The sequence below is a fragment of the Streptomyces sp. CB01373 genome (assembly GCF_002803075.1).
Taxonomy (GTDB): Bacteria; Actinomycetota; Actinomycetes; order Streptomycetales; family Streptomycetaceae; genus Streptomyces.
The window spans coordinates 80,484-101,537 of record NZ_NNBK01000017.1 but is presented as its reverse complement, the minus strand read 5'-3'; the positions used below and the strand labels follow the sequence as shown (position 1 = coordinate 101,537).

Sequence of the window (21,054 nt, the reverse complement as noted above, 5' to 3'; positions counted from 1 at the left end):
CCGTGCTCCTCCCCAATCGTCGTCCGCGGGTCAGCCTAGCGATCGAGACCCGGCGTCAACAGGCCACGTGAGGGCGACTTTTCAGCAGAGGAGCCAGGCCGCGTGCGGATGTGCAGGTGGCCGTCGAGCGGGTAGTCCGGCGGCGCCGCCGGCAGGATCCCGGCCTGTTCGTACCCGCATGTGCGCGCGACCCGGCAGGAGGCCGTGTCGTCCACCTGGTGCAGCAGCTCCAGCCGGGCCGGCCCCCGGTCCCCGAACAGGGTGAAGGCCCAGTCGGTCAGGGCCAGCAGGGCCCGGGGCGCCACTCCCCTGCCGCGTGCGTGCGCGGCGGTCCAGTAGCCCACCTCGGCGGACGGGACTCCGGGACGTAGGCCCTTGACGACGGCGTGCCCCACCAGCCGCTCGCACCCCTCGGGGCCTTGCGCCTCCAGGACGGCGAACGAGAAGCGGTCCCCCGTCTCCCAGTCCCGCTGCCGCTCCCGGATCCACCGGGCCGCGTCGGCCCCGTCGTCCACTACCTGACCGGCCCAGCGGCGCAGTGCCTCGTCCCGGTACGCCTCGACCAGGTCGGCCGCGTCCGCCGCGTGCCAGGGGCGCAGGGTCAGCGCGGGGGCGTCGGGGGTCGCCTCCGCCGTGGGGTACGCCGTCACCGCGCGGTGAACCGGTCGCGCAGTTCCCTCTTGAGGATCTTCCCGCTGGCGTTGCGCGGCAGTTCCTCCACGAAGATCACTTTCTTGGGCGCCTTGAACGACGCGAGCTTCTCACGGGCGTGGGCGATCAGACCGGCCTCGGTGACCTCACCGCGCGGGACCACGAACGCGGTGACCGCCTCGATCCACCGCTCGTCGGGGAGCGCGACCACGGCCGCCTCGGCGACACCCGGGTGCGTGTACAGGACGTCCTCGACCTGGCGCGAAGCCACCAGGACGCCACCGGAGTTGATGACGTCCTTCACCCGGTCGACCACCGTGTAGTAGCCGTGCGGGTCGCGTACGGCGAGGTCGCCGGAGCGGAACCAGCCCGCGCGGAACGCCTCCGCGGTCTCCTCGGGGCGGTCCCAGTAGCCCTCGCACAACTGCGGTGAGCGGTAGACGATTTCGCCCGGCGTGCCGTCGGGCACGTCGTTGCCTTCCTCGTCGACGACGCGGGCGTCCACGAACAGCACCGGCCGGCCGCAGGAGTCCATGCGGCCCTTGTGCTCGTCGGGCCCGAGCACCATGGCCAGGGGGCCGATCTCGCTCTGGCCGAAGCAGTTGTAGAAGGCGAGTCGCGGCAGGCGCTCCCGCAGGTGTTCCAGGACCGGCACCGGCATGATGGACGCGCCGTAGTACGCCTTGCGCAGTCCGCCCAGGTCGCGGGTGGCGAAGTCGGGGCGCCCGGTCAGCCCGATCCAGACCGTGGGCGGCGCGAACAGGCTGTCCGCGCGTCCGGCCTCGACCAGGTCGAGGATCCGGTCGCCGTCGGGCGCGTCGAGGACGATGTTCGTTGCGCCGACGGCGAGGTACGGCAGCAGGAACACGTGCATCTGCGCCGAGTGGTAGAGGGGCAGCGCGTGGACGGGGCGGTCCCCCGCGCTGAAGTCGAGCGCGGTGATCGCGCTCAGGTACTCGTGGACCAGCGCACGGTGCGTCATCATCGCGCCCTTGGGCAGGGCGGTGGTGCCCGAGGTGTACAGCAGTTGCACGAGGTCATCGGAACGCGGCTCGGGGCCGTCGTACGGGAGCGTGGACGGCAGCCGGGCGAGCAGCGAGTCGTCCGCGTCGCGCAGCGGCAACGTCCTTGTCCCGGCCGGGAGTCGTCCGGCCAGGTCCGGGTCGGTGAGCACCAGGGCGCTGCCCGACTGGCCGACGATGTGGGCGAGATCGTCGCCGGTGAGGCTCTGATTGACGGGCACGTGCACCAGTCCGGCGCGGGCGCAGGCGAGGAAGCCGATCAGGTAGGCGTCGGAGTTGTGGCCGTAGGCGGCGACGCGGTCGCCGCGGGCGAGGTCCTGGCCGAGCAGGACGTTCGCCGCGCGGGAGACGGCGTCGTCGAGTTCGGCGTAGGTCCAGGCGCGCTCGCCGTACTCGACGGCGACGCGTGCCGGTGTGCGCCGGGCACTGCGCCGCAGGACTCCGTCGACCGTACTGCCGTGTCCAGGCGTCATGACACATGATCCTCGTTCCGCTGCGCCGGAAGGTCAAGAAACGCCGTGGACACCCTTCGCACGGACCTACTTGACGCACGGTCAGGGTCACGCGGGCACGCACGCACCGTTGACACGGTCCTCACCTGACACGAAAGTTTCACTCCGCACGACCATCCCCGAAAGATACTTTCAGATGGTGGGCGGGAGGCCTCATGACGACCGACGGCGCGGCAGGCAGAGCAGCAGCAGGCGGACTGACACGCCGCCAACTGGGCAGGGGCACGATGGCGTTGGGCGGCGCCTTGGCGCTCGCGGCCCTGCCCGCGGGACCGGCCGCCGCCGCCCCGGCGAACGGCAGCCCCACCCTGCGCTACGGATCCCCCGAGCGGGCCGGTCTGCTGGCCGCCCCGCTGCGCCAACTCGTCAAGGACGCGGAGGCGTTCCTCGGCCCGTCCCCCACGCACCCCTGGTACGCGGGAGCCGTGCTGCTCGCCGGGCGCGGCGGGACCGTGGCGCTGCACGAGCCGATCGGCATGGCGGTGCGCTACTCGGCGTACGACGAGAAGACCGACACCGCCGTGGAGTTCCCGGCGGACCAGCGGATCCCGATGACCCGGGACACCGTCTTCGACCTGGCCTCGGTCTCCAAGCTGTTCACCTCGCTGCTCGCGGTGCAGCAGCTCGAACGGGGCACGCTGGAGCTGGAGGGCAGGGTCGCGTCCTACCTCCCGGACTTCGGCCGGGCAGGCAAGCAGGACGTCACCATCCGCCAACTCCTCACCCACACCTCGGGATTCCGCGCCTGGATCCCGCTGTACGACGCGCCGACGTACGAGGGGAAACTCGAACTCCTCCGCAACGAGGCCCTGATCAACCCGCCCGGCACCGCGTACCTGTACTCGGACCTGAACATGATCTCCATGCAACTGGTCCTGGAGGCGGTCACCGGGCAGACCCTCGACACCCTGCTGCACGAGCGGATCACCGGGCCGCTCGGCCTCGACCGCACCCGCTACAACCCGCCCGCCTTCTGGAAGCCGCGGATCGCGGCCACCGAGGACGCCCGCAAACCCTGGTCGGGCCTGGACCGCGGCCTGGTGTGGGGCGAGGTGCACGACGAGAACGCGTTCAGCCTCGGCGGGGTGGCGGGCCACGCGGGCGTCTTCTCCTGCGCGTGGGACCTCGCGGTCCTGGGCCGTACGCTGCTCAACGGCGGCGCCTACGGGCGTACCCGCGTCCTGCGGCCGGAGTCGGTGGAGCTGATGTTCACCGACTTCAACACCGCCTTCCCAGGTGACGCGCACGGCCTCGGCTTCGAACTCCACCAGCACTGGTACATGGGCGCGATGGCCACTCCGCGCACCGCGGGGCACACCGGGTTCACCGGCACGTCGCTGGTCCTCGACCCGACCACCGACTCGTTCCTGATCGTCCTCGGCAACTCCGTGCACCCGGTGCGCAACTGGCGCTCCGGCTCCGCTCCGCGGGTCGCCACCGGCAACGACCTGGCACGGGCCGTACCGGTCCGTGCGACGCGGGGCCGCACGGCGTGGTTCTCCGGGATGGCGAGTTCCACGACGGCGACCCTGGCCCTCCCCTCGCTCGACACCTCTGCGGGCGGCGCCCGGCTGCGGTGCGACCTGTGGTGGGACACCGAGCCCGGATCGGACGTGCTCGTCCTGGAGTGCACGACGGACGGCGGCGCCACCTGGCAGCCGGTGCCGTTCACCACGACGCACCGTGGGGAGGAGCCGGAGCGGCACCCGACGGGCATCGCCACCGGCTACTCGGGCCGGGTCTGGCACGGCCTCACGGCCGACCTCCCGGCGGCCGGACGGCTGACCCTGCGCTGGCGGTACACGACGGACCGCCTGTACGTGGGTCGCGGTGCCTACGTCGACGCCCAGCGGGTCGAGGCCGGCCGCGCCGTCCTGTTCGACGAGGCGCGCCCGGCGGACTCGTCCCGTATCGAGGCGAAGGGCTGGACGGCCTCTGCGGACTGAGGAAGGACTGAGGAAGGACTGAGGAAATCGACACCGGTCGACTTCGATCAATTTCGGCCTTTCCGCACTCGGGAAATTGGCAACAATCGCCAACAGCGGAAATGGACGAATGCCATTCCCCTCCCTCTCCCACAGACCCCATTCAGCTCCCCCACCAGCGACGCGGTAACGGAAATAAAAAGCTCACGAATACGGGTCCCATCCGCATCACGGGCGATAATGTGAATCCGCAACCGGATGGGGGATTCCGGGATCTGCGATCAGTCATGGCTGCCTCTGTGTCAGGGCCGTTCCATGTCTGAAACATGTGCGACAACGGTCGCCGGCCGCCTCCGCGGCCGCCGGCGGCCGTATCGGGGGGTGAGGAACAGTGCAGTCGGACCACGGTGCGAAGACCGGGGCGGCCGACCTTCGGGCCGCGCTCCGCGTCGCGGACCTGCTGGCCGGCGGGCCCGCCACGCGCGGCACGGAACCGGACCGCGAGCGGGGCGAGCCGCCGGCGCCGCCCGACCGGCACGGGATGGCGCGGCTCCTGTCCGCCGCGGCCCCGCCGCCCGTCCACGCCTGGCGATCCGCCTGGGAGGACGTGCTCGCCGAGGAGCGCGCCGGGCGGTCGCCGGCGGGCCTGGGCTGGCTGCTCACCCGCCTCGCTTCCGGCGCCTTCCCGGCCCTGGACGTACTGGAGGTCGGCTGTGAGCGGCTGCGCCTGAACCGGCTGGCCTACGGACCCGGCGCGACCGGTCCGGAGCTGATCCGGCTGGCCGAGTCGTCCTGGACCGAACTGGCCCCCGCCTCCGCGGTGCTCCCGCGGGAGCGGGCGGGCCGGCTCTTCCTCCTCGCCGGCGGGAGGACCGGCGCCACGGCCGGGGTCGACGCCGCCCTGCGGACCTCTCTGGCCTCCTTCGCGCGGACCGGGCACCGCGATCCGGCCGAGCCGCTCGTACTCGCCGTCAGGGCCGCCGGCTGGCAGCCGCTGGAGCGGGCGGCCGAGGCGGTACGGGCGGAGTCGGGCGCGCTGCTGTGCCTGCGGCTGCCCGCGCACTGGCCCCTGGTGCCGGAGGACCTGACGGGCGAACTGCCGCTGCGCACCCCGGTGTGGCTCGCCGCCGCCCACGTCGACGGCGCCTCGGGGACGGTGGGCCTGGTGCGCCGGCCACTGTTCCCCGCGGGCAGCCGCGCGGACGGGCGTACCGCCGCCGGGCCCGTCGTGCGGATCCCGGTCACCGCGCCGCCGCCCGGCGCGACCACCGGCGAGAGCGTCGCCGCCGTCGTCGCCGCCGGGCGGGACGAACCGGCGTCCCGGTGGCGCTCGCTGCGCATCGACCGGCTCGTACTGCCGCCCGGCTCCCGGACCACGCTGTCCTACTCCCTGCACGGAAGAAGCCGGGTGGAACTGCGCTACGACGGCCACCACGAACCCGAGACGTCCCCCTGGCCCGCGCTGGCCTCCGGGACGCCCCAGCAGCTCTCCCGGCCCTGCCCGGTCGACCTGATGGTCGCCGTCGAGGTCTCCGGGCCGCAGTCCGACGGGGGCACCGCGGTCGAGGAGCGCCTCCAGGAGGCCGCGGCCGTCGTCACCGCCGTACAGGACGCCGTCGGCGGCGACACGCTCCGGGTGGGCCTGATCGGCTACCGCGACCACGACCCGCTCCATGGGCCGCGGGACCACGACCCCGTGGTGCACCGGGTCGGGATGTCGGCGGCGCCGGACGCCGCGCGGGCGCTGGAGTCCTGGCGCCCCTGCCCCCTGCGGCACGACTTCGCCACGGGGCTGGAGCACGTGCCCGGGGAACTGCCCGGGTGGCGCCACCAGTGGCGGGCCGACAGCCACCGGGTGCTGCTCGTGGTCGGCTCCCGGCCGCCGCATCCGCGGGCCCGCCCGCCCCAGGTGCTGCGACGCGGCGCACCCGTGCGCATCTGCCCCGACCGGCTGGACTGGCAGGCCGAACTGGACGCGGCACGCCACCACGAGGGCGTGGCCTGCGTGGCCGTCGTCGACGAACCGGCGTGGATGGACGAGCTGGTGGGCGAACCCCACCTGGCGCACTGGGCGGACCACGCCTGGGGCGCGTTCGGCACCGAGGGGCGGTTCGACGCGGGGCACGACCCTCGGCAGATCGCCGCCGTCGTCGCGGCGCCCGCGCTGTGCCTGCCGCAGGACGGCGCGCCCATCCGGCTGGTCGTCGCCGACGGCACGACCGCCGACTGGCAGCACGCCGCGGCCGGCTGACGAGGACCAGGCCGGCGAGGAACCAGGCCTACGAAGGCCGAACCCGACGAAGACCGAGGCCGGCGAAGACCCAGGCCAACGAGGGCCCGAGGCCGACGAGGACCGAACCCGACGAAGACCGAGGCCGGCGCGGGTCTCGCCCACACCGGGGCGCGCGTGTGCGCGGACCGGACCACCATCGCGCGGCGGACGACATCCGCCGCCCATCGAGCGGGAGCACATCCATGGTCGACGACGACGCGCGGTCCGAGCGCACAAAGGACGCCGAACCGGACCGCAGGCAACAGGACCGTGAGCAGGGGCCGTTGGACGTCCTGGGCAGGTCCACCCTCGTCGGGGGTCTGGCCGCCCTGCCACCGCCGACCGCCCCGCCCGCGGCCGCGCCCCTGCGTCCCCGCCCGGGCCCCCCGGGCTCGCGGCAGGACCGGGCACGCGCGACCACTCCGCCCGCGCCCCGGTCCGCGCCCGAGGACGGGGCGCTGCCCAGCGTCTTCCTGGAGAAGGTGGACGAGCCGGCCGCGCCCGCACGCGCCGACAAGCCCGCGAAGTCCGGCCGGAACGGGGCCTCGGAAAAGCGCGAGAAGCAGGAGGCGCCCCCTCAGGAGCCGGAGGACCAGTCCTCCTCGCCCGAGTCGACGATCACGCTCTGGGGCGGTATGCAGAGCGGCAAGTCCACGCTGCTGGCCGCCCTCTCCCGGGCCGTGCAGGACCCGCTGTACGGAAAGTGGACCATCTATCCGGACGACCACGCCTCCCAGAAGTTCCTGGGCGACCTGGCACGCCTGCTGTACCGGGAGCGCAAGTTCCCCAACGCGACGCTGACCGAGCAGCGCCCCGTCCGCTTCACCCTGGCCGGCGACCTCACCGGCACCCGCTACTCGCGCGCCGGACGCAGACTCTTCCGGCGCGGCGCCGAACGCGCACGCGACCTGACGGAGTTCAAGGTCACCGTCCGCGACCTGCCCGGGGAGGCGTTCGACCTGCGCTCGCAGACCGGAGCCGCCTACGGAAGCAGGCTGATCAAGGACCTCGGTGCCGCGCGGGCCATGGTCTACGTGGTCGACCCCGTCCGCGAGTGGCAGGTCAACGGCGACGACGGACCGGTGACCAAGGACGCCCGGCAGAACGCGGACTTCTTCACCGAGGTCCTCGGCGGGGTGGCCACCGAGATCAACATGCGCCGTGAGCGCCAGGGCAACTTCCTGCCGCACAGCATCGCCGTGTGCCTGGCGAAGTTCGACGACGACCGGGTGTTCCGGTTCGCCTGCGAACAGGGCAACGTTCGGGTCAACCCCCGTACCGGGCAACCCGAGGTCATGGACGCCAAGCGGCTGTTCGACGGGCTGTGCAACGCGTTCCCGCACGGCAGCCTGCGCGAGATCCAGCAGCAGATCGAGCAGTTCTTCGCGCCCGAACGCGTCGGCTACTTCGTCTGCTCCGCCGTCGGTTTCTGGGTCGACCCCGACCGGGGCTTCGACTTCGAGAACCCGTACCTGATCAACCACGTCGAGGACAGCGTGCGCTTCGTGGCGCCGCCCAGGCCCGTCAACGTCCTCGAACCGTTCCTCTTCCTGCGGGGCTTCGGCCCGACGCAGTCCTGATCCGGCACCCGAACACCCGCATGAGGAAGGACACGCCATGGCACCGGGGCTGATCGCCGACTGGGCCGTGTGGGGCAAGGAGCCCCACACCAGCAGCGGATACGGGGTCCTCGTCGCGCACCCGCCCGGCCGCAGCGCCGAGTTCAACGCCGCCGTCCACCACTGGTCGCCGGGTACTCCGGAGCCCGGCGACCCGTTGCCGTGGATCACCATGGGCTGCGCCAGAGGCGTGGACGGAGCCCGCGAGGTCGGGGTCTTCGTGCTGGACCGCACGGACGACGTGGACGGAAGCAACCGCGCGATCTACCGGATCACCCACTTCGCCGTCCCCTACGCGGAGGTGAGCGCGGCGGGCATCGGCTGGTGCGCACTGGCCCGCGCCGCCCACGCCGCCGCCGCGGGTCTGCCCGGCACCGGCGCGGGACCCGCGCACCTGGCCTTCCGCGAGGAGGACCTGCTGGTCACCGATGTCGGCCACAACATCACCCCTTCGGTCTCGGAGCGCACCCGGTGGCTGGCGGCCGCCGCGGCCCATCTGCTGGACGGCCCGGTGGCGGTGACCGGCGACCGCCACCACGAGCCGTTCCAACTGCTGGGCGTCCTGGACTCCGTGGCCGCCCTGCTGCCCTTCGGTATGCGCAGCACCCTGTCCGCGGCCAGTTCGACATCCTCCGGCTCCGAGGTGCCCATGCGCCTGTACTGGGGTGAAGCCGAGGGCTCTCCCGGGGTGACCGCCCTGCCGGTGAGCGCCTCGCTGCCCGATCTCGGCGAGCTGTCCCCTCAGGCCCGCGGCTACCACGACCTGCTCATCGACAACTGGGCCACGCACGGCGGAGAGGCCGTCGTACGGCATCTCGCGGAAGCCCGGGAACCGTTGGACATCGCCGGGCCGGACGCGCACGAGAGGGCGCTGGAGGTGCTGGCGGCCCTGGACCCGTCGCTGGCGGTCGCCCAGGCCGTCACCGCGGGCCAGGAGGTGGACGCCGACCGGATCAACCAGGCCCTGCGCATGCCCGGCATCAGTTCCAGAGCGCTCGCCGTCCTCGCGGGGAAGGCGCTGACCCATCCGCACACCGGAATGGAGGCACTGGCGCCCCTGATGTCGAGTCCCGAGGTCTCCCAGGCCTACCGCGACCAGCTCTTCGCCGATCTGCTCCACGGGCGGACGGACGTGGCCCGCCGCGACTTCGAGAGCATGCGCGCCGCCCTCACCTCCACCGGGCAGAGCCTGGCCCCCCTGGACGAGGTCCTGGCCGGCGCCCTGGACGAACTCCGGGTCCGCTGCCCGCAGGGCGTGCCCGATCCCGTGACCGAGGGGCTGCTGCCCGCCGTCGCTCCGTTCAGCGAGGGCACCATGCGCTTCACGCACTCGATGCTGTGCCAGGTGCCCGGCCTCGCGGGCGGCCTGGTCCGGGCCCTGTACGCGGAGGCCGAACCGGGCGCCCTCGTCCGCGCCTGGCTGCGGTGGCTGTGCGGCGAAGCCGGGCCCGAGCAGCGCACGGAGATCGTCGGAGGCACCGAACTCCCCCTGCTGAACATCCTGTTGAGCACCGGCACCGGTCCGGCCGAGGCCGACCGGAAATGGGCCGCGGGCCACCCGGAGGCGGCGGCACGTCTGCTGGAGGGCGCCGTCGTCTGCGGCGCCGTCGACCAGGTCCTGCTGCCCGGCTTCTTCCAGGGGCTCCTCGACCGCGTGCTCCGCTCCCCCGCCGCGGCGGACGGCGCCCCCCGGTCGCCGATCCTGCGCACACTGGGCCGGCCGCCCGCCCGGATGCGTCCGGAGACGGCGGCCCACTGGGACGTGCTGTGCCTCCTGGCCGGTCTGCCGCCGTCGGGCTTCCTCAGCCTGGCCGCGACCGCGCCGCAGCCCGGCACCGCGGGCGTGACGGGACGGGTCGACACCTATGTCTCGACGCTGCGGGCTGCGCTTCAGACGCGCCCCGCGCACCAGCACGCGCCCGCCGTGGTCGACCTGCTGCTCGACCGGGCCCTGTCGGTGGACAGGGCCACCGGTGCCGGTCCGGGGCAGGCCGGCCGCGACCTCGCCTGGCATCTGTCGCACTGGCCCGGCCCCTTCCAGCAGATCGTCCTGGACGCCGTGTACCGGCTCGCCACCGAGGAGCCGCACTGGCGCGAGACGTCCGAGGACCGGCGGTGGCTCATGCGCGTCGCGGACCGCCTGCCGTCCCTGCGGCCCCTGATCGGCCTGCGCCAGGTACAGGGCCTGGCGTCGCGGTGCTCGGGCACCCCGGAGGACTGCGAGAAGCTGGCCGTGCAGGTCTGCGGGGCACGACGGGCGGGCGCCGCGAACAACCAGCTCGCCACCGCCCTGCAGGGCTGGGCGGCCCAGGGACGCGTCGGCGAACGCGTCCTCACCCTGCTCGAGGCCTACGAGCAGGTCTGGGCCTCCTACGACGCGACCGGCCGTGCCTCCGAGGAGCGCGAGGACCTGGAGCTCGCCCTGATCCGGTGCAGCACCGGTCACCGGATCTGGGTCCAGTACCGCGAGCACGCGATCGGCCGGCAGACACAGCTCAAGGACGACCTCGACCGGCAGCGCCGGCAGTGCGAGCGGGAGATCAGCCGGCTGCGCAAGCTCGACGCCGTCGCCGCCCGCGCCCGTACCTGACGCACGGCCCGACGAGCGCGAACCCCACGACATACAACGCACGACGCACGACCGCACGACACCAGGGGGACACCACCTCATGCCCACCACCCGGGCCACGGCCCACCGAGCCGCGCTGCTCGCCCTCGCCTTCCTGCTGGCCCTGTGCGGCGCGGCGCCCGCCGCGGCCGCGGACCCACCGGTGCCACGCGACGACATCTACCGCTCGCTGAAGGTCGACGACGTCCCGGCGGCCTACGTCGTCCTCGTCGACGTCTCCAGCTCCATGCAGGACCGGGGCCCGGACGGCGTACCGCTCTACACCACGGTCAAGCGGCGCCTGGCCGACTTCCTCGACTCGCTGACGCCCGCCGACCAGGTGGCCGTCGTCACCTTCGGCCGGGCCACCGGGGTCGTCCACCCGATGTCCCCGGCGAACCGCACCGACGGCCTGTTCACCAAGGAACTCCCCCAGTCCGCCAAGGAGTCGGCGAGCGACCACGGCGCCGCGCTGGACGCCGCCGCCGACCAGCTCGACCGCAGCACGGCCCCGGTCGGGGCGGTGCTGATGCTCACCGACGGCGCCGTCAACGCGCCGGGCAGCCCGTTCGCCCAGCTGGGCAGCACGGCCTGGCAGCGGCTGAAGTCGCGCTTCGCCGCGCTGGGCGAGGACCGCAAGATCATGGGCTACGGGCTTCCGCTCGCCGAGGGCACCGGGGTCGCCGAGGTGCTCGGCGGCGCCTTCGGCGCCCCGCGCATCCTGCCGGTCGACCCCACGGCCCTCGGCTCGCAGCTCAGCGCCGCCAAGGACCAGGTCCGCACGCAGAAGGCGGTGTCCCTGCTCCGCGCCGACCAGGGCGGCACGGTCACCGTGTCGGTCGCCGGGGAGGGCGTGAGCAAAGCGGGCGGCGCACATGTCGCCGTGGCCACCGGGGACCGCACCGGCGCCCGCAGCCGGACGCTGCGGTTGACGCTGGAGTCGAAGGCCACGCACGTGCCGCTGACGGTCCGGCTGACGGCCCCCGGGGACGCCGGCGGTCCGCGGCTGACCCCGGACGGACCCGCCGCGCCCGTCACCCTGCGCCCGGGTGAGAAGAAGACCGTGCCGATGACGCTGACCTGGCGTCAGGAGGCCCGGTTCAGCCTGTTCCCCGGCGCCGGCGACTTCCGGGAGCGGGTGGGCCTGCGCGCCGAGATCTCCTCGGCGTGGACGACGACGGTCCGCGGTTCCCTCGGCGAGTCGAAGTTCTCCACCGGCGAGCCGGTCGTCACCGCGCTGGACCTGCGGGGCACCGTGCCCGGCCGGCCGCCCGGCTGGCTCTACCCTCTCGTCCTGCTCGTCCTGCTGCTGGGCTCCGCCCTCGTCTGGCGGGTCCACCGGCAGCGCAACCCCGAACTCGGCGGGCTGCTGGTCGTCACCGACCTGCGGACCGGGAACCGGCAGACGATCCCGCTGCGCGGCCGGGAGGTCAGCGAGGAGACGGACGCCGGGCAGGTGCGGGCCCGGATCACCGTACGCGGCCGGCAGGAGGCCGGACGCGCGGTCCTCGTCCTGCGGTGCGAACGCGACGCCCCACGCGCGGGCGGGGAGCGGCTGCGCGACACCGGCACCTGCGAGCTGGGCAAGTCCACCGTGCTGTGCGGCATCGGGTTCTCCCACGAGACGGAGAACGAGGCGGCCGTCCTTCAGTGACCTCTCCCCCGGCGGGCCGCGGAAGGCCCCGAGAAAGGACGTCGACATGGTGATGCCCCTGGACCCGGACGGGGATCCGGCGGAGGCCGCCGGGTTCCGGCTGCTGGGCAGACTGGGCACGGGCGGGTTCGGCACGGTCTACCTCGGCCGGCGGCCCGGCGACCGGCACGGGCCGGACACGCTGGCGGCCGTGAAGCTGCTCAAGCACGAGTTCACCGAGGACACCCAGCACATGCAGCGCTTCCACCAGGAGAGCAAGGCGCTGGAACGGTGCAGGGGCGCGCGGATCCCCGAACTGCTCGCGCTCGACTTCGCGGCCGGCCGGCGGCCCACGCTGGCCACCCGGTTCATCCCCGGTCTGTCGCTGTACCGGGTCGTGGAGGCGCACGGCGGCCCGCTGCCCCGCGACACGGTGCACACGCTCGCCGCCGAACTCCTCGACACCCTCGGCACCGCGCACCGCAAGGGGCTGCTGCACCGGGACCTGCACCCGGGGAACATCCTGCTGACCCACGACGGGCCGTGGATCATCGACTTCGGGCTCACCCGGATCCGCGGCCAGCGGGTCACGCTCACCCTCGACATGGTCATCGGGCAGCCCCACTTCTGCGCCCCCGAACAGGTGCGGGGGCTGGCCAGGACCGGGCTCGCGACCGATGTCTTCGCCTTCGCCGGCATCGTCCTGTACGCCCTCACCGGCCACCCGCCGTACTCCGCCGAGGACGACGCGCGGGCCATGCTGGTGCGCCGGGTGAGCGGGGCCGCGCCCGATCTGTCCGGGCTGCCGGACGACGCCACGGGCCGGCTGATCCGTGCCTGTCTGGCCGAGGATCCGGCCGACCGCCCCCACCTCGACGAGGTCGTCGACGGCTTCGGCCGGCCGGGGGCACTGCGGCTGCCCGAGGGGGTGGGCCGCACCCTGACCGCGTACCGCACCGAACTGCGGGACTTCCTGGCCGGGGTGGGCAACGCCGCGGATCTGACGGTGCCGTTCCGTCCGGGGCGGCGCAGTTGGAGCGCCGGTGTCGGGGAGTGGCCGCAGTGCGTCGTGGCCACCGAGGAGGACGGGGTGGTCGTGGCCGACGGCGGGGGCGCGGTGCGCTGGCTGGACGCGGCCACGGGCGCGGAGAAGGTGCGGCGACCGGACTTCACGGCTCCGGTGCAGCTGTGCGCGGACGGCGACGTGCTGCTGGTGTGCGACGCCGACGGGCGGCTGGAGTCCTGGGACACCCGGGAGCACCGCCTGTGGTGGTCCTCGACAGCGGGCGGACTCGCCCAGGCGCGGGTGCTGCTGCGCGGGCGGAGCGTGTTCCTCGGCGACGCGACCGGCCGGCTGCACCACTTCGACGCGGTGACCCGGCGTCTGTGGTGGGAGACCGATCCGCTCACCGACACCTCGGGCGCCCCGGCCGTCCCCGTGGTGGCCGGGGCCCGGCAGGTGTACCTGTCGGCCGTGCGGGGCGCGGAGATCCTCGCCGTCGACGACGAGGACGGCGCCCTGGCCTGGACGGCACCGGTACGGCTGCCGGCCCCGGTCCTGGCGCCGCCGCTGCCGCTGGAGGAGCACCTGGTGGTCGCGGACGGCGAGGGCACGCTGAGGTGCCTCGCGGCCGTCGACGGTTCCGCCGTGTGGGAGGTCCGGCTCGGCGCGCCGGTGGTGGCCGCGCCGGTCAGGGTGCTCGACACGGTGGTCGTCGGGGACGTCGCGGGCACGGTCCACTGCCTGGGCGCGGCGACCGGCGAGCCGGTCTGGCGCGCGCACCACGGGGAGCGCGAGGAGTTCTTCGCCCTGTGCTCCGACGGGGCCGCGGTGTACGCGGGCGGCTGGAGCGGACGGCTCCATCTGCTGGACGCGGCGGACGGCGCGTCTCTCCAGAGCTTCGACCTGGGCGGCCAGATCCTGGCCACGGCCTGCTCCCCCGGCGCCGACAGCGTCCACGCCGCCTCCTCGGGCGGCACCCTGCACACGCTGCCGGCCGCGGCGGTCCGGTAGCGCGGCGTGCGGGAAACGGGGACACGGGTCCCCTGCCCGCCGCAGCGGCGCACATCATCGCGATCCGGCGGCGGACACCCACGCACCGTCAACGGGCCCGGCCCCGAACCGCGGCCGCCCCCGCGCCGTGCAGAAGGGAGCCCGGACTCCGGACTCCCACTCGCCGCGGCGGCGCACACCACCGCGATCCGGGGGCACGCAGCCACGGACGGCCGGCGGGCCAGGCCGCATCCGCCCGCGCGCCGGCCGTCACCCTCCTGGGCGCGGGGCGCCGACCCGCCTCGGGGGGGGGGCGGGCGTCGTCAGTCGTCGCGCGCTTCGAGTACCGCCATCGCGGCGTTGTGGCCCGGTACGCCGCTGACTCCTCCGCCGCGTACCGCGCCCGCGCCGCACAGGAGGACGTTGGCGTGCCGGGTTTCCACGCCCCAGCGGCCGGTGCCCTCCTGGGCCCAGGGCCAGCTCAGGGCGCGGTGGAAGATGTTGCCGCCGGGCAGGCGCAGGTCCCGTTCCAGGTCCAGCGGGGTCTTCGCCTCGATGCAGGGCCGGCCGTCGGCGTCGGTGGCCAGGCAGTCGGCGAGTGGTTCGGCGAGGTGGGCGTCGAGCTGCGCGAGCGTGGACTTCAGCAGTTCCTCGCGTACGGCGTCGTTGTCACGGGCGAAGAGCCGGGCGGGGGTGTGCAGGCCGAACAGGGTGAGTGTCTGGTAGCCCTGTTCGACCAGGCCGGGGCCGAGGATGGTGGGGTCGGTCAGGGAGTGGCAGTAGATCTCGGAGGGCGGCGCGGCGGGCAGCTCGCCCGCGGCGGCCCGGGCGTGGGCGTCGGCGAGCTGCCGGTACCCCTCGGCGATGTGGAAGGTGCCGGCGAAGGCCTCGCGCGGGTCGACCGCGGTGTCCCGGAGCCTGGGCAGCCGCTTGAGCAGCATGTTCACCTTGAGCTGGGCGCCCTCGGCGGGCTCCGGCGGCTCCTCGCCGGTCAGCGCGGCCAGGGCCTGCGGGGAGGCGTTCACCAGCACGTGCCGGGCGCCGACGGTGCCCTCGCCGTCGCGGGTGCGGTACGTGACCTCCGCCGCGCGCCCGTCGCTCACCACCCGTACGGCCTCGTGGCCGGTGGCGATGACGGCCCCGGCCCGGCGGGCCGCGGCGGCGAGCGCGTCGGTCAGGGCGCCCATGCCGCCGACCGGCACGTCCCAGTCGCCGGTGCCGCCGCCGATCACGTGGTACAGGAAGCAGCGGTTCTGCGCGAGGGACGGGTCGTGGGCGTCGGCGAAGGTGCCGATGAGGCCGTCGGTGAGGACCACGCCCCGTACGAGGTCGTCGGCGAAGCGGTCCTCCACGGCGAGGCCGAGCGGCTCCTCGAACAGGATCCGCCAGGCCTCCTCGTCGTCGACGCGGCGGCGCAGTTCCTCGCGGGTCGGCAGCGGCTCGGTGAGCGTCGGGAAGACCCTGCGGGCGAGGCGTCCGGTCATGCCGTAGAAGCGCTGCCAGGCCTCCCACTCGCGGTCGGAGCCGGTGAGCCGGGCGAAGGCCTCGCGGGTGCGCTCCTCGCCGCCGCCCACGAGGAGTCCGGTGGGCCGTCCGCCGCGCTCGACGGGCGTGTACGAGGAGATCGTGCGGGTGCGCAGCCGGACGTCCAGGCCAAGGTCCTGGACGATCTTCCGGGGCAGCAGGCTGACCAGGTAGGAGTAGCGGGACAGCCGGGCGTCCACGCCGGCGAACGGGCGGGTGGAGACGGCGGCGCCGCCGGTGTGGTCCAGCCGCTCCAGCACGAGCACCGACCGTCCGGCCCGGGCCAGGTAGGCGGCGGCGACCAGCCCGTTGTGCCCTCCGCCGACGATGACGGCGTCGTACGTACCGTGTCCCTGGTGTGCGCTCATGGTCCTTCGTAACACGCGGTGATCCACATCGGCCAGGGTGCGGTCCGAGGCGGATGGGCGCCTAGGGCCTGCTGCGAAAGTCCCGTCGTCCGCCCGGAGGGCGGGCCTCGCGGCGTCAGGCGCGTGCTCTGGGGGTCCCCCCTGCTCGAAGGGCTTGGGGAAGCGTGCATGGTGTCGCGGGGCAGGCGGGACTTTCGCAGCAGGCCCTACGGCCCGTCGGCCGCGCGCTGCCCGCGCAGGACGGCGACCCTGCGGTACAGCTCTGCGGCCTCCTGGCCGCGGCCGAGTTGTTCCAGGCAGTGGGCCTCGTCGGTGCGGCTGGCGAGGGTGTCGGGGTGGCCGGCGCCCAGGACGCGCTCGCGGGCCCCGGCCACCGCGCGGTACTCGGTGAGCGCGTCGGCCCAGCGGCCGAGCCAGCCGAGGCTCACGGCGACCTCGCGGCGGCTGACGAGGGTGTCGGGGTGGTCGGCGCCGAGCACGCGGACGCGGATCGCGCACACGTCGCGGGACTCCGCGAGGGCCTCCTCCCAGCGGCCGAGCCGGCCGAGGTTGACCCCGAGACCGTGGCGCGCGCGCAGGGTCTCGGGGTGCGCGGGTCCGTGCACCCGGGTGCGGTCGTCGATCAGGGCCCGGTAAAGCTCCAGCGCCTCCGCGCTGCGCCCGAGCCGGCCCAGGCTGATGCCGACCTCGTAGCGGGCGGCCAGGGTGTCGGGGTGGTCGGCGCCGAGCGCACGGGCGCGCGCCCCGGCGACCTCGTGGTAGGTGTCCAGAGCCTCCGCCCACCTCCCCAACTGCCCGAGGGTGTAGGCGACTTCGAACCTGGTGACCAGGGTGTCGGGGTGCTGCGGCCCGAGCACCCTGGCGCGGGCGGCGGCGACCTGGCAGGCCATGCGGTACGAGTCGTCCGGGCGGCCGAGCCGGCTGAGGCTGAAGGCGAGGTTGTGCCGGCAGCGCAGGGTGTCGGGATGGTCCGGGCCCATGGTGCGCTCGCGCGCGGCGAGCACCGCCGCGTACACCTGGTGCGCGTCGAAGTGGCGGCCCAGGCGGCCCAGTACGTACGCCATCTCCTGGCGCACGGCGAGCGTGTCCGGGTGGTCGGCGCCGAGCGCCCCGATGCGCGCCTCGGCCACCTGCTTGTACTCCCGCAGCGCCTCGGCCGGACGACCGGTCCGGCTGAGGCCGAAGGCGTATTCGTAGCGGCCGGCGAGGGTGTCGGGGTGGTCGGGGCCGAGGAGGCGGGCCCGCTCGTCGGCGATGGCGTGGTGTGCCTCGCACGCCTCTTCCCAGCGGCCGAGCCGTCCGAGGCTCAGGGCCGCCCGATGCCGGTCGGTCAGCGCCCTGACGGCCTCCGGGGCGGGGACGGGCCGTCCGCCGGGCGTCCGCCCGGTCTCCGCCGGGCCGTCCGTGGCGGTGCGCGGGGTCCACTCACCGGTCAGGCCGGCCGCGTCGGCCGGAGGTGCGGTGCGCGGGGCCGCGCCGGCCGGCTTGTGACCGGTGGTCATGCCGAGTGTCCACGACGGCAGCCGGGCGTCACGACCGGCCGGTTCGGACACGCGCGGCCCTGGGAGCGGGGTGACCATGGTGGGCGCGTACCGCGGCGCCGGCGTGCGGCCGGCGATGATGCGGCGGCTCAACGCGTGGGCGTCGTCGGGCCGTTGCTCGGGCAGTTTGGCGAGCAGATCGAGGATGATCCGCTCCAGGTACTCGGGGAGTTCGGCGCGTTGACGGCGGGGCGGTTCGGGCGGGGTGTCGCGGTGCCCGACGAGGATCGCCCAGGCGTCGTCGAAGTCGAACGGCGGTGTCCCGGTGGCGAGTTCGTACAGCACACAGCCCAGCGAGTACAGGTCGCTGCGCTGGTCGACCTCGGTTCCGCCGATCTGTTCGGGCGACATGTAGTGCGGGGTGCCCATGGCGACGCCGGTGCCGGTCAGGCGGGCGGTGAAGCCGATGTCGTGGCCGAGCCGGGCGATGCCGAAGTCGCAGATCTTCACCGTCCCGTCGGTCAGGCGCATGATGTTCGCCGGTTTCAGATCCCGGTGCACGATGCCCTGTTGGTGGGTGTAGGCGAGGGCCGCGGCGACCTGTTCGGCGATCTCGACGATGTCGGGCACGGCCAGCGGCCGGTGGTCGTTGTCCTTCAGCAACTGTCCGAGGTTGCGGCCGTCGAGCATCTCCATCACCAGGTAGAGCACGCCGTCGGACTCGCCGAAGTCGTGGACGACGGTCACCCCCCGGTGCTGGAGCGCGGCGGCCACCCGGGCCTCGCGCCGGAACCGCTCGCGCAGCACCCGGGTGAAGGACGGGTCGCGCTGGGGGCCGAGCGGCTTGAGGCACTTCACCGCGACATGGCGGCCCAGCGACTCGTCCCGCGCCCGCCACACCTCGCCCATGCCGCCCCGGCCGATGGTGTCGAGCAGCCGGTAACGGCCCTGGATCAGCATGGTGTCCGACATCTCGCGCCGCCCCCGTCGCCGTGTACCCCGCCTCTCCGGGCCGTGCCCGGCGTCCGGGCCGCCCCCTGGCCCCGTCCCGGCACCGGCCTGATCCGCGGAAGGGCCCCCGTCCAGTATGGCGAGCGACCGCCCGGCTTTGTACGGTGCGGAACGGACCCGGGGGCGCGGAGCTCCGGGCACGCGCGCCGCCCCGGGGGCAAGCCCGAACTGCACATCCCACCGTGCGAAATGACCCCGTACGAGGCGCCGGACGTCTGCGGCACCGCCCGCCGGGCCCCGTCCCGGCCCGCCCACCAGCGCTGATGCAAGGGCCCAGAGGAGGGACGAAAATGGGCAACGTACCTGATTCCCAAGCGAAAGGGAGCCAGTAATGCGACGTCGACTCACACGCGCACTGGCCACCGGCCTCGCTGCGGGCGTCATGGCGGGTGGCGCCGCCGTGGCCTCCGTGGGCACCGCATCGGCAGCCCCCGCCAAGAGCACCACCTCGTACGGGACAGCGCACCACAACTGTCACAAGGTCAAGGGGCACTACTTCACGACCCGCCACGGCAAGAGGGTCTGGGTCTCGGAGCACATGGTCTGTACCACCAGGATGCGCTGAGGCCCGGCCTCGCCATCAGTGAAGGAGGGCCCTTCTCGTCCATGGGCGGGAGGGGCCTGGGCACGTTGACGACCGGGCGCGAAGGGGGTGCCCGTGCTCCCGGTGTGCCCGTGCGGGGCAGCGGCGCGACGATGGAAGTGCTGAGGGGCGGTGCACCGCGCACGCCTGTCCCGGAACCTGTCGGACTCACGCCTGCCTATGGTGCGGCTGGGCGGGTGGGTCGCGATGACGGGTTTGCGCGGGCCGGGCGCCGGTCACCCGTGACCCGGAGAGGAGGCGCCGTCGCCATGTCATGTCCCACCCCGTCCCCTCCGGCGTCGAGCGGCACCGGCCACCGTGACGGGCGTTCACGGCGGCCGAGTTGAGCAAGCGGGAGTCCTCCGACCGCCCGACGACGCACCTGGGGTGGGCCGCTGAGCTCTACCGGCGCGGCAAGCGGCTGGAGCTCATGCACCGGGCGATGGGGTTCGCGACGCTCTCCCTGGTCACCCTGGCACCGCTGCTGATCGTGGTCGCCGCGCTCGATCCGCTGCACCACGGCGGGTTCGCGTTGTGGCTGGTGGACGGCATGGACCTGTCCGGCCGGTCCGCCGACGTGCTCTCGGAGGTCTTCAGCCCGGCGCGCAGGGTGGCCGGTACCACCAGCGCGTGGGGCCTGGTGCTGCTCGCGGTGTTCGGCGTGTCCTTCGCGTCGAGCGTGCAGAACGCCTACGAGCGGGTGTGGCGGCTGCCCGCCGGGCCCTGGCACCGGATCTGGCGGCAGGCCGTCTGGCTGGTCGCGCTCATGGTGTACCTGTACATGCAGGTGCTCACCCGGACGGTGTTCGACGGGACCTACCGCATGCTGCTGAGCGTGGGTGTCGGCGTGCTGTTCTTCTGGTGGGGCCCGCACTTCCTGCTCGGCAGCCAGGTGCGCTGGCGGCTCCTCTTCCCCGGCGCCGTCGCCACCATGGTCGGCCTGGTGGGCCTGCGCGCCTTCTCGTTCCTGGTGTTCACCCCGCTGATCGTGACCAACGCGGTCAGCTACGGCGCCATCGGCACCATCCTGGTGGTGGAGTCCTGGCTGGTCGGCGCGGGGTTCGTCGTCTACGGCGGCGCGCTGTTCGGCCATCTGTTCTGCGACCGCATGGGGCACCTGCTGGAACACCAGGAGGGCCCCGTCGAGTGAGTCCGGGCCGGCCTCCGGGCCGACGAAGGAGTCCGGATCTCCGGGGGTGGCCGGTCGCTGCGGGGCGGAGTCGCTGCGGGGCGGCCGGTCGGCCGCCCCGCCGGTCTCACCTGCTCCGCAGCGTCTCGAGCGTCGCGTCGAGCCGGGCCGCGCGCGGCCGGTTGTGGGGGAGCTTCCCGAGCAGGACGGCCATACCGCAGGTGTCGGTGAGGGCGGAGAAGACCAGTCCGCCCGCCACGCCCGCCGGCAGGATCAGCAAGGCCGGGTGGACGAGCAGTCCGAGCGCCAGCCCGAGCAGCACCAACGTTCCGGCGGTGAAACGCACTTGGCGTTCCATGCTCCAGCCGGCCGGGGTCTCGCAGGCCGTCGGCCGGTGCAGCTCGTGACCCGCCGCCGCCCAGGCGCCGGTGCCGCCGGTGAGGGTGGCGGCGGCGACGCCCTGCCGGGCCAGGTAGACGCAGGCCTTGGCCGAGCGGGCGCCCGAGGCGCAGACGACGAGGACCTCGCCGCGCTCCGCCGCGTGCCGTATCTCGGGCAGCGCCTGCCCGACGCGGTCCAGCGGGATGTTGAGCGCGCCGGGGAGGTGTCCGGAGGCATACTCGCCGGGCGTGCGCACATCGATGACGGTCAGCCCGTCGAGCCGTGAGCGCGCCTGCTCGACGGCCAGGGGGACGGGGATGGAGGGATCGGTCACGGCGGAAC

General features: G+C 74.0%; 13 protein-coding genes. 8 read left to right on the top strand and 5 right to left on the bottom strand.

Annotation, left to right across the window (positions count from 1 at the left end; all coding sequences use genetic code 11):
* Positions 1–35: 35 nt before the first annotated feature.
* Positions 36–650: a GNAT family N-acetyltransferase gene (locus tag CG719_RS26590; RefSeq protein WP_100571217.1), complete on the bottom strand. Its 615-nt coding sequence runs from the start codon at positions 648–650 to the stop codon at positions 36–38.
* A complete protein-coding gene (locus CG719_RS26585; protein ID WP_100571216.1) occupies positions 647–2,146 on the bottom strand; it encodes an acyl-CoA synthetase in 1,500 nt (499 codons plus the stop codon). The genes CG719_RS26590 and CG719_RS26585 overlap by 4 nt, the downstream gene beginning before the upstream one ends.
* Before the next feature lie 194 nt (positions 2,147–2,340).
* Between CG719_RS26585 and CG719_RS26580 the strand changes: the two genes are divergently transcribed.
* The 6 genes from CG719_RS26580 (at position 2,341) to CG719_RS26555 (ending at position 14,256) form a co-directional block, all read left to right on the top strand.
* On the top strand, positions 2,341–4,131 hold the full coding sequence (locus CG719_RS26580; protein ID WP_100571215.1) for a serine hydrolase: 1,791 nt from the start codon (positions 2,341–2,343) through the stop codon (positions 4,129–4,131).
* 370 nt (positions 4,132–4,501) lie between these two features.
* Positions 4,502–6,361 (top strand): hypothetical protein, encoded by a 1,860-nt coding sequence (locus CG719_RS26575; RefSeq protein ID WP_100571214.1) that lies wholly within the window; start codon positions 4,502–4,504, stop codon positions 6,359–6,361.
* Positions 6,362–6,585: 224 nt separating this feature from the next.
* A complete protein-coding gene (locus CG719_RS26570; protein ID WP_100571213.1) occupies positions 6,586–7,962 on the top strand; it encodes a hypothetical protein in 1,377 nt (458 codons plus the stop codon).
* Positions 7,963–7,999: 37 nt separating this feature from the next.
* Positions 8,000–10,591: a hypothetical protein gene (locus CG719_RS26565; RefSeq protein ID WP_100571212.1), complete on the top strand. Its 2,592-nt coding sequence runs from the start codon at positions 8,000–8,002 to the stop codon at positions 10,589–10,591.
* Positions 10,592–10,670: 79 nt separating this feature from the next.
* Positions 10,671–12,263: a VWA domain-containing protein gene (locus CG719_RS26560; protein WP_100571211.1), complete on the top strand. Its 1,593-nt coding sequence runs from the start codon at positions 10,671–10,673 to the stop codon at positions 12,261–12,263.
* A gap of 46 nt (positions 12,264–12,309) precedes the next feature.
* Complete coding sequence (locus CG719_RS26555; RefSeq protein ID WP_100571210.1) at positions 12,310–14,256, top strand: protein kinase domain-containing protein; 1,947 nt, start codon at positions 12,310–12,312, stop codon at positions 14,254–14,256.
* A gap of 302 nt (positions 14,257–14,558) precedes the next feature.
* Here CG719_RS26555 and CG719_RS26550 read toward each other — a convergent pair whose 3' ends face one another.
* On the bottom strand, positions 14,559–16,127 hold the full coding sequence (locus CG719_RS26550; protein ID WP_199836786.1) for a phytoene desaturase family protein: 1,569 nt from the start codon (positions 16,125–16,127) through the stop codon (positions 14,559–14,561).
* 206 nt (positions 16,128–16,333) lie between these two features.
* On the bottom strand, positions 16,334–18,580 hold the full coding sequence (locus CG719_RS26545) for a serine/threonine-protein kinase (RefSeq protein WP_100571209.1): 2,247 nt from the start codon (positions 18,578–18,580) through the stop codon (positions 16,334–16,336).
* 370 nt (positions 18,581–18,950) lie between these two features.
* Between CG719_RS26545 and CG719_RS26540 the strand changes: the two genes are divergently transcribed.
* On the top strand, positions 18,951–19,184 hold the full coding sequence (locus CG719_RS26540) for a hypothetical protein (protein ID WP_100571208.1): 234 nt from the start codon (positions 18,951–18,953) through the stop codon (positions 19,182–19,184).
* Between the two features lie 361 nt (positions 19,185–19,545).
* Complete coding sequence (locus CG719_RS26535) at positions 19,546–20,352, top strand: YihY/virulence factor BrkB family protein (RefSeq protein WP_234375774.1); 807 nt, start codon at positions 19,546–19,548, stop codon at positions 20,350–20,352.
* A 106-nt stretch (positions 20,353–20,458) separates the two neighbouring features.
* Here CG719_RS26535 and CG719_RS26530 read toward each other — a convergent pair whose 3' ends face one another.
* A complete protein-coding gene (locus tag CG719_RS26530) occupies positions 20,459–21,046 on the bottom strand; it encodes a rhodanese-like domain-containing protein (RefSeq protein WP_100571207.1) in 588 nt (195 codons plus the stop codon).
* Positions 21,047–21,054 lie beyond the last annotated feature (8 nt).

Coding starts and splice junctions, on each gene's coding strand:
- CG719_RS26585 (WP_100571216.1), bottom strand. CDS start 2,146: ATGACGCCTGGACACGGCAGTACGGTCGACGGAGTCCTGCGGCGCAGT.
- CG719_RS26580 (WP_100571215.1), top strand. CDS start 2,341: ATGACGACCGACGGCGCGGCAGGCAGAGCAGCAGCAGGCGGACTGACA.
- CG719_RS26570 (WP_100571213.1), top strand. CDS start 6,586: ATGGTCGACGACGACGCGCGGTCCGAGCGCACAAAGGACGCCGAACCG.
- CG719_RS26565 (WP_100571212.1), top strand. CDS start 8,000: ATGGCACCGGGGCTGATCGCCGACTGGGCCGTGTGGGGCAAGGAGCCC.
- CG719_RS26560 (WP_100571211.1), top strand. CDS start 10,671: ATGCCCACCACCCGGGCCACGGCCCACCGAGCCGCGCTGCTCGCCCTC.
- CG719_RS26555 (WP_100571210.1), top strand. CDS start 12,310: ATGGTGATGCCCCTGGACCCGGACGGGGATCCGGCGGAGGCCGCCGGG.
- CG719_RS26550 (WP_199836786.1), bottom strand. CDS start 16,127: ATGAGCGCACACCAGGGACACGGTACGTACGACGCCGTCATCGTCGGC.
- CG719_RS26545 (WP_100571209.1), bottom strand. CDS start 18,580: ATGTCGGACACCATGCTGATCCAGGGCCGTTACCGGCTGCTCGACACC.
- CG719_RS26540 (WP_100571208.1), top strand. CDS start 18,951: ATGCGACGTCGACTCACACGCGCACTGGCCACCGGCCTCGCTGCGGGC.